Annotated in this window: 12 protein-coding genes; 2 read left to right on the top strand and 10 right to left on the bottom strand. The window is 54.3% G+C overall.

Going from position 1 to position 12,370, the window contains the following annotated elements:
- Window positions 1-10: 10 nt before the first annotated feature.
- Complete coding sequence (gene fmt, locus SADFL11_RS14475) at window positions 11-949, bottom strand: methionyl-tRNA formyltransferase (RefSeq protein ID WP_040451439.1); 939 nt, start codon at window positions 947-949, stop codon at window positions 11-13.
- Window positions 950-992: 43 nt separating this feature from the next.
- Entirely contained in the window at window positions 993-1,511 is a 519-nt protein-coding gene (def, locus tag SADFL11_RS14480) for a peptide deformylase (protein WP_040451437.1), read from the bottom strand.
- Between the two features lie 125 nt (window positions 1,512-1,636).
- Between def and SADFL11_RS14485 the strand changes: the two genes are divergently transcribed.
- The gene (locus SADFL11_RS14485) at window positions 1,637-2,824 is read left to right on the top strand and encodes a DNA recombination protein RmuC (protein ID WP_008197196.1); all 1,188 of its coding nucleotides are present in this window, start codon (window positions 1,637-1,639) and stop codon (window positions 2,822-2,824) included.
- Window positions 2,825-2,862: 38 nt separating this feature from the next.
- Here SADFL11_RS14485 and SADFL11_RS14490 read toward each other — a convergent pair whose 3' ends face one another.
- From SADFL11_RS14490 to SADFL11_RS14500, 3 genes are read right to left on the bottom strand one after another with little or no spacing between them, the layout of a single operon-like run.
- Window positions 2,863-3,729, bottom strand: coding sequence for a C40 family peptidase (locus tag SADFL11_RS14490; protein ID WP_040451435.1), 867 nt, complete (start codon window positions 3,727-3,729; stop codon window positions 2,863-2,865).
- A gap of 46 nt (window positions 3,730-3,775) precedes the next feature.
- A complete protein-coding gene (locus tag SADFL11_RS14495; RefSeq protein ID WP_008190665.1) occupies window positions 3,776-4,126 on the bottom strand; it encodes a MarR family transcriptional regulator in 351 nt (116 codons plus the stop codon).
- A gap of 60 nt (window positions 4,127-4,186) precedes the next feature.
- A complete protein-coding gene (locus tag SADFL11_RS14500; RefSeq protein ID WP_008192706.1) occupies window positions 4,187-5,584 on the bottom strand; it encodes a leucyl aminopeptidase family protein in 1,398 nt (465 codons plus the stop codon).
- A gap of 181 nt (window positions 5,585-5,765) precedes the next feature.
- Here SADFL11_RS14500 and SADFL11_RS14505 point away from each other — a divergent pair, with 181 nt between their 5' ends.
- Window positions 5,766-6,545 (top strand): tetratricopeptide repeat protein, encoded by a 780-nt coding sequence (locus SADFL11_RS14505; RefSeq protein WP_008195568.1) that lies wholly within the window; start codon window positions 5,766-5,768, stop codon window positions 6,543-6,545.
- A 232-nt stretch (window positions 6,546-6,777) separates the two neighbouring features.
- On the opposite strand, the gene SADFL11_RS14510 is transcribed toward SADFL11_RS14505, so the two are convergent.
- The 5 genes from SADFL11_RS14510 to SADFL11_RS14530 all read right to left on the bottom strand — a co-directional run bounded on the left by SADFL11_RS14510 (window position 6,778) and on the right by SADFL11_RS14530 (window position 12,369).
- On the bottom strand, window positions 6,778-7,752 hold the full coding sequence (locus SADFL11_RS14510) for a type II secretion system F family protein (RefSeq protein ID WP_008196170.1): 975 nt from the start codon (window positions 7,750-7,752) through the stop codon (window positions 6,778-6,780).
- 12 nt (window positions 7,753-7,764) lie between these two features.
- The gene (locus SADFL11_RS14515; protein WP_008196993.1) at window positions 7,765-8,784 is read right to left on the bottom strand and encodes a type II secretion system F family protein; all 1,020 of its coding nucleotides are present in this window, start codon (window positions 8,782-8,784) and stop codon (window positions 7,765-7,767) included.
- A gap of 8 nt (window positions 8,785-8,792) precedes the next feature.
- The gene (locus SADFL11_RS14520; RefSeq protein ID WP_040451430.1) at window positions 8,793-10,310 is read right to left on the bottom strand and encodes a TadA family conjugal transfer-associated ATPase; all 1,518 of its coding nucleotides are present in this window, start codon (window positions 10,308-10,310) and stop codon (window positions 8,793-8,795) included.
- A 30-nt stretch (window positions 10,311-10,340) separates the two neighbouring features.
- The gene (locus SADFL11_RS14525; protein ID WP_008194395.1) at window positions 10,341-11,543 is read right to left on the bottom strand and encodes a CpaE/TadZ family protein; all 1,203 of its coding nucleotides are present in this window, start codon (window positions 11,541-11,543) and stop codon (window positions 10,341-10,343) included.
- Window positions 11,544-11,655: 112 nt separating this feature from the next.
- Window positions 11,656-12,369, bottom strand: coding sequence for a CpaD family pilus assembly protein (locus tag SADFL11_RS14530; RefSeq protein ID WP_134853036.1), 714 nt, complete (start codon window positions 12,367-12,369; stop codon window positions 11,656-11,658).
- Between the last annotated feature and the right edge of the window lies 1 nt (window position 12,370).

Consider the following 12,370-nt stretch of genomic DNA (forward strand, 5'->3'; position numbering starts at 1 on the left):
CTGCTGCAGCCTAGCTGACATGTGCTCCAACAGATAGGGCGGCGCCGCGTAAGAAATCTTCACCTGTCATCGGTTTCTTGCCTGCCCGCTGCACCTGATCGAGGCGCACCGCATTAGCGCCACAAGCCACAACCGGTGCCCCGTCAACAGCCAATACACTCCCCGCATCGCCATTGCCGTCTGCCAAGCTGCTGCGCAAAATCTTTACCCGTTCCGTTTTGCCACCCAGCTCCATCTCGCACCAAGCGCCCGGGAAAGGAGAAAGGCCGCGGATGTGATTGTGTACGTTTTCAGCCGACAAAGACCATTCGATCCGAGTTTCCTGTTTGGAGAGCTTCGCCGCATAGGTGACGCCCTCCTCGGATTGCAACTGTTCGCCCAACGCGCTCCGGGACAAGGCTGCGAGCGCCCGAACCATCAAGTCGCCACCAAGGCTCGACAATTGGTCGTGCAACTCTCCGGCAGTCATGTTTTCCGAGATTGCTAAAGTCTCAGACATACAAACAGGCCCCGTATCCAGTCCCTCTTCCATCCGCATGACCTGAACCGCGGTCTCTTTGTCCCCGGCCATGATCGCCCGATTGATCGGCGCAGCCCCCCGCCAGCGCGGCAGCATCGATGCGTGCAAATTCAGGCAGCCCTGCTCCGGGGCCTCCAGGATCGCTTTTGGAAGCAACAGACCGTACGCGACAACAACCGCAACATCGGCGTCAAGCGCAGCAAACTGGGCTTGGTCCTCCGGGCTTTTCAGGCTTGTAGGCGTGAAAACCGGAATGCCAAACGATTCCGCCGCCTCGTGGACGGGGGACTTTTTCAGATCCATGCCCCGCCCGGCCGGACGCGGCGGCTGTGAATAGCAAGCCACAACCTCATGGCCCTGCCCAACGATTTCCATCAAGGTTGGCACGGAGAAATCGGGGGTGCCCATAAAAACGACGCGAAGTGACATCTGTTTCCCAGAATCTGGAGGATTGAGTGCCTTGCGGCGTTGCTTAGAGTTGGCCGGCCAGTTTGGCCTGTTTCGTGAACTTCTTGACCACCCGATCGCGTTTCAGTTTGGACAGATAATCGATGAACAACTTGCCGTTCAGGTGGTCGAGCTCGTGCTGGATACAAGTTGCCAGCAATCCATCGGCCTTGATCTCCTGTTCCGCACCTTCCCGGTCCATAAACTTGACGGCAACTTCAGCCGGACGCTCGACGTCTTCATAATAGTCCGGGATCGACAGGCACCCTTCCTGATAGACTGAAAGTTCATCACCGTACCAGATGATTTCCGGGTTGATGAAAACCATCGGTTCCTTGGGTGCATCCTCCTTGGCAACATCAAGAACGAAGATACGTTTCAAGATGCCGACCTGGCTGGCAGCAAGGCCAATACCGGGGGCGTCATACATGGTTTCCAGCATATCATCGGCGAGGGCGATGGTTTCAGCGTCGACCTTTTCAATTGGCGCACACACTTCGCGGAGAACCGGGTCTGGAATGGTGATAATCGGGCGTTTTGTCATGCGCCTGACATAGGAAATCGCGGCATCCCGGTCAACGCGTAATTCCGCCAAGTGTGCCAGCCAGTTCCCCCTTTCCCGCCCTCTTGCCGGATGTTCTTTGCTCCGAATCGTTCTATGTTTGTTTCATGAACGAGATCCTTTTCGAATTGAGCGGACGACCGATCACGGTTTTGGAAACGGCCGTTGGAGGCGGACTGTTTCTGCTTGCCCTGATTGTCTGGCTGATCATGAAAACCATGCGGGAGATCCGTCTGCGGGCGGAAGCCGATACAGCCGCAACGGAGCGCATTCACGAACTGGAAAGCCACCTCTCCCAATTGCTGAAGTCTCAAGGTGAAATGACCGGCCGGATGCAGACCATGGCCGAGGTCTTCGGCTCTCGTCAGTCGGACATGATGCGCGCCGTCAATGAGCGCCTTGACGGCATGGGGCACAAGCTCGGACTTTCCATGGCAGATACGAGCAAGCGCACCCAGGACGGACTGCGGCATCTGCATGAGCGGCTTGCGGTGATCGACCGGGCGCAGGCGACCATCACGGACCTTTCAGGACAGGTCGGGCAGCTTCAAGCGATCCTTTCAAACAAGCAGACGCGAGGGGCATTCGGACAAGGACGCATGGAAGCGATCATCCAGGATCAACTGGCGCCGAGCGGTTACTCTTTTCAATCCACGCTCTCCAACAACAGTCGACCTGATTGTCTCATTCACATGCCAAACGGAGCGCCTCCGCTCGCCATCGACGCTAAGTTCCCGCTAGAGGCGTTTAATCTCATTCGGAATGCCGAAACGGACGAACAGCTCAAGTATGCGCAAGCACAGTTCAGGCGAGACTTCACAAAGCATATACAAGACATCAGCGAAAAATACCTGCTCCCAGGAGAGACCCAGGACACTGCGTTCCTCTTTGTGCCATCCGAAAGCATCTTCGCAGAGCTTAATGAGCGGTTTGAAGACTTGATCCAGAAATCACACCGCGCCCGCGTGGTAATCGTATCGCCGTCGCTTTTGATGCTGTCGATCCAAGTGATCCATTCCGTGTTGCGCGATGCGAAAATGCGCGAACAGGCTCATCTCATTCAAGCCGAAGTTGGCCACTTGATTGCAGATGTCGGCCGCCTCAACGACCGTGTCGGCAAGCTGCAGTCTCACTTTGCCCAGGCCAACAAGGACATCGACCAGATCTTGATCTCGTCCGAAAAGATCGGAAAACGCAGCCGCAAGATCGAGGACCTGGAGCTTGGCGAGGCCTCTTCGGGCGCTGACCCACAAGGCGATGACGCGCCTCAACTGGCCATGGCTCCCGACCGCTAGGGCCGCCCGGTCTTTGCAGCGAGCCTGTCGTGTCTGTCTCAGCCGAGGCGGCGCGCTTTCGTGATCGCGCCCCATTCGGTCGCCGCTATTCTGGCAACGGCTTTGTCGAGCTCTTCATAAGCCACGGTCATCGTGTGGCCGTTGGCATGAAGCAGCTGGTTTGGAGCAGTGATGATCCCAACGTGCCCTTTCCAAAACAGGAGATCGCCACGAATAAGCGACGACACGTTATCGAAAGGTATTTCAGTCCCGGCTTCCGCTTCCTGCATGTCACTGTCCCGAGGCAGAAGTATACCTCCTGTCTGGGCTGCCAGTTGAACGAGCGCAGAACAATCCAACCCCAAACTGGAGCGTCCCCCCCACAAATAAGGCGTTCCAAGGAGTGCTTCAGCACTTGCAACCCAATCGGCATCCGTGTGGCCCAAGGGAACCAGGTGTTTTGCGACAATAGCAGAGCCATCTGCCAAGACAGCGTATTGCAAGCCTCGCGTTTCTGCTTCGCCAGCAACACTCACCAAAGACCCGATCGAAAGCAGGCTAAGCGGCGGCATCTTGAGCTCAGGGGCTGGATACAGAAACGTCCTCAACGCAGTAACGCGATGCGTTGGTTTTTCGGCCTTCTGAATGGCGTCAGAGGAAAACCAGCCCACGTAGCCATCGGTTTCCAACTGGCCCCAAGCCCAGCCCTCAGGGGTTTGTTCGTAAACGGTGATTTTCTCGCCGAACAAACCTTCCGTATCAATTGAAATGTCTTGCCGAGGCTGCGGCCTAAACTCCAAACGGTCAGCGCTCACCCGGTACTTCTCACCCTCTACAAACCGGTCTGCGGCTACCTGCCCTTCATACGATTTGGCTGCGAGATCCATACGCACCGGGTGACGCCGTCGATCGAAGTTGGTCTGCATGAAAGGCAATCTGTCTTAGCTTGAGAGACATAAACGAGTGAGGCATTTATCGAGGAAGCTCAGCGGCCTTTTCGACAACGAGGTCACCAAGCTGCTCTAAATAGAGCGCACCTTCAACCGTACGTGTGATGATCACATTGCGTTTGTCGGCCTCATCCCTTTTTCGAGACAGCAACCGCATGGATCCGAGAGTGTCGAGAGCCCGCGTGATGGCCGGTTTGGTGACGTTTAGTTTTGCAGCCAAACCGCGCACGGTGTGGGGCGGCGGCTCGAGGTAAACCGTCAAAAGAATCGTCAATTGCCGCGCGGACAGATCCTGATCGCTGCCGCGGACCAACGCCAAATTGACCTCATGCATGAGCCGCAACGCCTGTGCGCCGCGTATTTCGATGCCCATCGAAGACCCGTTTCCAATTCCTACCGAGGGCCATTCAAGCACAAATACGTTTCGGTTCCGTTATTTTGTTTTGGTGTAGCGCTCGCTGAGCAGGTCAAACAAGGCCCGGATTCCCTGCGCTTCTCCGCCCATTGGCTTTCCCGGCTTTTCGGCAGGCGTCCAGCCGAAGATATCGAAATGTACCCAGCTTTCCGCTTTCTCGACAAACCGGGAGAGGAACAAAGCGGCAGTTATGGAACCGGCATAACCGGTACCGGATGTGTTGATGTGATTGATGTCGGCCACTTTGCTGTCGAGGTATTTCATGTATGGCTTCCAGAGTGGCAGTCGCCACAAGGGGTCCGTGGCCGCTTCTGACATGACGGAGATATCGTCAGCCAAGGCTTCGTCGTTGGTGTAGAACGGCGGCAGATCCGGCCCCAGAGCAACCCGAGCAGCACCGGTCAGCGTTGCCATGTCGATCAGGACTTCCGGGCTTTCTTCATCGGCCAATGCCAATGCATCGGCCAGAATCAGGCGACCTTCCGCATCCGTGTTTCCAATTTCAACTGTCAGCCCTTTGCGGCTGTTCAAGACATCTCCCGGCCGGAAGGCATTGCCTGAAACCGCGTTTTCAACGCACGGCACAATGACCCGCAACCGAACAGGCAGCTTGGCGGCCATGATCATGGAGGCCAGCCCGAGAACATTTGCCGCTCCGCCCATATCCTTTTTCATGAGCGCCATGGAGTTGCCCGGCTTCAAGTTTAAGCCGCCGGTGTCGAAGATCACACCCTTGCCCACCAGCGTGACCTTCGGAGCGTCTTCGGCGCCCCATGAGTAATCCGCGATGCGGGGTGCTCTAGAACTTGCACGGCCAACGGCATGTACCATCGGAAAACCTTGCTTTAGAAGGCCGTCCCCGACAGTGATCTGGCCACAGCCGCCATTTTCCATAAACAAGGTCTCAACAGCATTTGCCAATTCCTCAGGCCCCAAGTCATTGGCCGGAGTGTTGATCAGATCTCTGGCCAGCTGAACCCCATCGAGAATGGCAGAAAGCCTACCGAGGTCCACATCTGACGGAACACAAAGCCGGACAGCCTTCTGGTTTGAAGACGAGCTGTACCGGTCGAATTTGTAGCTCGAGAGCGCAAACGCTAGTGACGCCTCCGCTGTACCTGAAAATCCATCTGCCAGATGGTAATCCCCGCTTGGAAGCGCATTTGCCAAACTTCCAAGACTGAACGGATCAGCGTCTCCTCCGCTATCGACGCCGAACAGAACCGCTTGGAGGTCTCCGCTCAAGCCCGGCACAAGCTGGAAGGAAGAAGGTTTGGCTGAATAACCATTGGCTCGGCACCAGACTTTCGCGGTTTCTCCCAAGCCGGTGAGCACTGTTTCCAGACTTTCCGCGTCAACCGCGACAATCGGCACTGAAGATTGGGCATCACTTTGACGGATCAGCGTTTCACGCACGAGGGCTCTCCATTCAATGACTGGGCAAGTGCTTCAAGACGTAGTCTGCGAGAAATTCAGAAGCAAGCGCGATGAGCAAAAACGCTGTTTCGCATTCTGCAGCTGAGTTTAACCATCCATTAGGGTTAATTATCTATTGCTGTAGAGGACTTACATGCTGCGGACAGCTAGGATTTTGACAATGCAAGCGCCCTCGACACACTCGGCAACCAAGCGCTCCGGCCTGACAAAGACGCTCATGGCCATGACGGCTCTTGTTCTGGTCACAGGCTGTGCATCGAACAAATCCAATACGGGAACCCATTCCCCGGCATCCGGATCGCATTACTCCAACCCGGGCTCGGCCCAAGCGCGGGCCGCCGTTTCGAAATGGGGCAGCGCCTATGAAAGGGATCGGACCAACCGGATGGCCATTCTCGGGTATTCGGATGCGCTGAGCCGCAATGGTCAGACACCGCAAGCCATGGCTGTGCTGCGTGGTGGCGTCATCGCACATCCAAAGGACCGGGAAATCGCCTCGGCCTATGGTAAAGTGCTTGCAATGAACGGTCGCTTCGATGAGGCGATGAATGTTCTGAAAGGCGCACAACGTCCCGATACCCCGGACTGGAAGTTGATGTCCGCAAAAGCTGCGATCTACGATCAGATGGGCGAGCACAAGAAAGCCCGAAGCATTTACAAGCAAGCATTGCAGATTGCACCGGACGATCCTAGCCTCCTGAATAATCTCGGCCTGTCTTATTTGTTGTCGAATGAACTTCCCGATGCCGAATACACCTTGCGCCGTGCGGCAACTCTTCCCGGCGCAGACAGCCGTGTCCGTCAAAACCTGGCGCTTGTCCTCGGTATCCAGGGCAAATATGATGAGGCCATTCAGGTGGCGCGGGCAGAATTGGACCCTCGCCAGGCGGAAGCCAACATCGCCTATCTCAGATCTATGATGCAGCAGCGTCAGGGCTAGAGCGGAAGAAGCGCTTCATTCGAACGCAGTATTCTTGACAGCTGCCTTAGTTTGCCGAACGTGGGCCAGACTTTGCTTTATCCAGCCAAATTAGTGCGCAGCCGTAACTTAAATTTCTGAGTTAAAAGTAACTTTTGCAAGTTTCGGCACTCAATTCTGTGCGTTGCACGACCCCACTTCAAATTGCCAAAGCGTCTTCAGTTGCAAGAATTCATGCAACCAGCACGTCATACTAGAATGCGCCCATCGCCTGAATGACTGCCGGCGTTAGAATCACGAAGAAGAGAACCGGCAGAAAGAACATAATCATCGGAACCGTCAGCTTTGGCGGAAGCGACGCTGCTTTTTGCTCGGCAAACTGCATCCGTTCTGCGCGCGTGTCATCGGCCATGTTGCGGATAGCAGTCCCCACAGGAGTACCATACCGTTCCGCCTGGATGAGTGCCATCATAACGTTCTTTACGCCATCTACTCCGGTGCGTTTGGCCAAATTCTCATAAGCCATGCGGCGTTCACTCAAATACGATAACTCAGCTGTGGTGAGAGACAGTTCCTCTGCCAACTCAACGGACTGCGCGCCGATTTCCTCGGCAACTTTCTGAAAAGCAGCCTCAATAGACATGCCGGATTCCACGCAAATTAGCATCAAATCAAGCGCATCTGGCCATGCACGCTGGATGCCGAGCTTCCGTTTATCAATTTGGTTCTTCAAGTATATGTTCGGAAAAAAAGCTCCTAATCCGGAGAATACAATACAAAACAGGACTTTCGAAAATGCAGGAATTGTGTTCGGCGCCAGAAGAAACGCATACGCCAAAGCAAAAACAAACAATCCGCCAGGAATCGCAATCCGCGCTGTCAGAAAATAATAAATCGGAGCGCTACCGCGATACCCGGCCATGCGCAACCGATCTTGCGTACTGTCATCCGCCAGCATTTCTTTGAGGTTTAAACGATCGACGAAGTTCTTCATCTTCGCCTTCGGTTGGTTCCTCAATGACATTCGTGCATCCCCCTGGGAGGTTTGCAACCGAGCCCGTTCTTTTGCGCGGAGCTTATCACGCTCCAGCGCGACGTTTTTCATGCGCGACTTTAACGTGTCTCGCGACAATAACGGCATGACAAGGGAGAAAATAGTTCCTGTCACGGCAATCATCGCCAAAAACGCTGCAAGAAATTGTGCCGATGCGATCGTTTCAAGGTCCATGTCTTGCCACCGTTAGAAGTCAAAATTGATCATAGACCGCATGACCATTATTCCGCAGAACATCCAGAATAGACAGCCGGCAACAATAATCTTGCCTGTTGTCGCTGTGAAAAGGATCATCATGTAATCTGGCGCGATGAAAAAGAGAATTCCTCCCACAACGAAAGGAAGGGCCCCAATAATCGCCGCAGAGGACTTTGCCTCTGAGCTCAATGCTTTGATCTTGGCCTTCATTGCCTTCCGCTGACGCAATACCCTTGAAAGATTTCCCAAGGCTTCGGCCAGACCACCACCCGCTTTTTGTTGGATGCTCACAACAATCGCTAGAAAATTTGTCTCCGGTAACGGAACACGATCAGGCATTTTCGATAGAGCTTCGGCGAGCGAAACGCCCATAACTTGAGTTTCTGTCACCTTTCGAAACTCAGTCGCGACGGGTTCACGCGCTTCTCTCGCGACAACCTTGACGCAATCACTCAAAGGCAGCCCGGCTTTGACACCACGAACAATGATGTCGATACCGTTGGGCAATTCGTTAAGAAAGGCATTGAAACGGCGTTTACGTTTGTTCCCGATGTACCAACGCGGAAATCCGATGCCACCTACAAATGTAAAAGCGGCTGCAATCAACAAGTTGCCACTCGCAATCAAAGAAATTACGAAAAAAAGAATTGCACTCACAACGCTGAAAAGAACGAGATGCCGCATCTCCCATTCCAAACCGGCCTGCTCTATCTTTACTTTGAGAGGAACGTTTTTCTGTTTTTCGTGTTTGGCTTTCTGGCGCTCCTCGAAATCCTTCAGCTGATCTTGGATCGATTTTTTTCTGCGATTGGTATCCCGCATGGTTTTGCGCTGTGTCTCCGACTGAGGCCGTGCCGAGACAGCACTCATCCGAGCGTCGCGCTTTTTAGTTCCAGACAACGAGGGAAGAAATAGCCCATAGATGATGCCACCGACGCTGAACATGACCAGGATCGCTACAGCAGCCCCAGTGATGGCAGGTGTCATGAATTGCTCGAACACAGGCATTTTTCTTCCTATTCCGCGATGTACTCGGGCATTTCCGACGCATCAAGCGCTTCTGCCAAGCGGGATTCTTCTCCGAAATAACGTGCTCGATCCCAAAACTTGGGACGCCCGATACCGGTTGACCGATGCCGCCCGATGATCATCCCGTTCGGGTCTTCTCCAACAATGTCGTAAAGAAAGATGTCCTGGGTGGTAATGATGTCCCCTTCCATCCCCATCACTTCTGTCACATGCGTGATGCGGCGGGAGCCGTCCCTTAGGCGTGCGGCCTGAACGACCACATCGATTGACGCAACGATCATTTCCCGCAAGGTTCGAGAGGGTAAGGAAAAGCCCCCCATGGTGATCATGGATTCCAGACGAGACAAGGCTTCGCGAGGAGAGTTGGCGTGCAACGTGCCCATTGAACCGTCGTGGCCCGTGTTCATTGCCTGCAAAAGATCGAACGCTTCGGGTCCACGGACCTCGCCCACGATGATACGCTCCGGCCGCATACGCAGGCAGTTTTTGACAAGGTCACGCATCGTGATTTCACCCTCCCCCTCAAGGTTGGGAGGTCTGGTTTCGAGGCGCACAACATGCGGCTGCTGCAGTTGAAGCTCAGCGGAGTCTTCGCAGGTAATAATGCGTTCCGTGTTCTCGATGTAAGCCGTCAAACAGTTCAAGAGCGTGGTCTTACCAGACCCCGTACCTCCGGAGATCAGTACGTTACACCGAGAGCGGCCGATAACCTGCAGTATTGTGGCCCCTTCTGGCGTAATTGAATTGAACTTCACCAGTTGATCAAGCGTCAGCTTGTCGCGTTTGAACTTACGAATTGTAAGTGCAGGACCATCAAGAGATAGTGGGGGTGCGATTACGTTTACGCGGGATCCATCGGGAAGGCGCGCATCACAGATTGGACTGGCATCATCTACACGCCTGCCCACCTGGCTCACGATCCGTTGGCAAATGTTCATGAGCTGCGCGTTGTCGCGAAATGCGATGCTGGTCGGCTCAACCTTGCCCTGGGTTTCGATGTAAACCGTGTGCGCCCCGTTGACCATTATGTCGGCAATGTCGTCGCGTGCCAACAAAGGCTCCAGCGGACCATACCCAAGAACATCGTTACAGATGTCTTCAAGCAAGTCTTCCTGCTCGGAAATCGACATTACAACGTTTTTCAACGCAATAATGTCATTCACAACATCCCGGATTTCGTCCCGAGCATCTTCTGCATCCAGCCGCGCGAGCTGAGACAGGTCGATTGCTTCAACAAGCGCGTTGAAAATTTGCGCTTTCGTCTCGTAGTATTCACCCGTCTTTTTTCTGCTCGGCGATGCCGCAGCGGGCTCCGCTGGTACGCTGACGGCAACGGTTGGGGTAGCAGGCGCGCGTGGAGCTGGAGAAGGAGCCGGAGCTTGCTTTACGGGCGCTTCTGGCATTGGCGCAGCCGGTGCCGTGGCCGGAGCCTCCGGCATTTCCGGCACGTTTCCGGGCCGAATTTCGGGCGCTCCAGAAGATGAACTGCCACGTCTACCAAACATAGTGAACCTGCCGCTCCGTTGCCTTGGCCTTTAGCCTGCTCTTCGTTTTAGTTTGGAAATCAATCCGCCCAAAGGCGACTTCGACGTCTTAGCGGGTTGTGCTTTTCCTGAAATTGTTTGTGCCAAATCCTGGAACATTCCCGCAATCGCATGCTTGCTATCGAGTTCTCCAATCATCTGGCCGTTGTTCGCAGAAGTGCCAAACAAATGCGGATCGAAGGGGATAGCTGCATCCACACTAAGACCCAAGGCGTTTGCAAATTCGTCCGGCTTGATTTCCGGCCGCTTTGGGACGTTCACCTTGTTCATGACCAAATGCGGCAGTTTGTCGTTCGGCCGTATCTGTTTGAGTAGATCGACCGCGTTCTTCGCATTCCGAAGATTTGCAAGATCCGGTTCGGCCACCAGCACGATTTCGTCCGCATTCAGCAGCGTGTTTCTGATCCACGAATTCCAAGCATGCGGCACATCAAGAACAACGTGTGGTGTTCCCAGTCGCATTGTGTCTATGAGAAGCTCAAACGTTTTCTCGCTGTGATCATATGTCCGCTCCAGCGTTGCGGGCGCTGCGAGCAGGCTCAAATGATCACTACATTTGGATAGTATCCGGTCCAGATAGGTTTCATCCAGCCTCTCAGGCGCAGAGATCGCTTCAAAGACCCCTTGCAATGGGTCTTGATTGTAATCAAGGCCGGCCGTCCCGAATGGCAGATCCAAGTCGGCAATCACGACTTCACTATCGAACTTCCTTGCCAGACACCAAGCGCCATTGTGAGCGATAGTCGAGGAACCACAGCCACCCTTTACACCGTAGAATGCAACCGTTCTCCCCAAAGGCTCTGCTTCCGGGTCGTTATAAAGATTGCTAATGGAACCAATAAGCTGAAAAATGGATACTGGCGTAATCAGGTATTCGCTCACACCACGAGAGATGAGGTCCCGGTAGAGGGTGACGTCATTCACGTCCCCAATCACAATGACTTTTGTTCCAGCGTCGCAGTACTCGGCAAGCTGATCAAGACTCTGGAGCAGATCCTCCCGAGCGCCAGACGTTTCAACGACAATCAAATTAGGCGTGGGGGCTTTTTCGAACATATCAATGGCAGCTGGTATCCCCCCCATTTCTGCCTTCATATGCGCTTTTAGCATCCGCCTGTCTTCTGTCGCAGCCTCGACTACATGCATCGTGCGATCTTCAAGGCAGAAAGCATGGATGGTTATCCGCGGAATCATAGCAATATCTGTGGCATCAGCAGAAGCAGCGTATCCTTGCTTCTCGTGATCCAAATACGTTCCCGCGTCTCCAGACATCCGCGTAGCCTCAGAACCCGTCGTCATCTTCCTGTTACTCCGAGACTTCCGCGCCAACGCCTTCATTGAAGCTGCTGGCAGTTGTTTCGCCCAATCTGTACTTCTCGATCACTACCGCCCGACGGTTTTGGTCCGACGGCGTCATTGCACGTGGAGTGATAAGGTCTGACGGATTCTCGACGATTGCCGCCAAGTTTGACTGAGTGGCACAGCCGAAGTTGTAGTAGTTTGTGTTTTCGCCGATACCACCGCCGATGTTTTTCGGCCAGGCTCCGCACTCTCCGGTCGTCGCCTTCATGCGCGCATATGAGAGACGGATTGGTGCATCGGCAGACGAGTCAGTGGAGCGGTAAGTCCGCGTTGTTACGTGCTTCCCGTTGACACCGCCTCGGCTCAATGCTCCTCGGATATCGTGGACAACCGCATGAACTGCACTCTCATTTGCAGCCCCGGTCGGCACAAGGATTTCCACATTACCACTCCCGTGCCGACGCGAATCCATCGCGAAAGACGTGATGGTATCTGTTACCGGGCTCCGTAGGTTTCTTGTGTTCTTGCCAACCGGCAGGTCAAGGGTTTCCGGTGCTTCGGAGACGACGATCGGATGCTGGTACCGATAATCATGGGTCGCAAGCAACTCTGCATTCGATTTTGGCTCTGTCTGGCAACCAGACAGCATCAGTGCGGCCAATACGAACATGCCTTTTGAGACAGTCAGTTTGACTCGGGTATCGTGTGCCATATTCATC

Origin of the sequence: Roseibium alexandrii DFL-11 (assembly GCF_000158095.2) — a bacterium.
Lineage (GTDB): Bacteria > Pseudomonadota > Alphaproteobacteria > Rhizobiales > Stappiaceae > Roseibium > Roseibium alexandrii.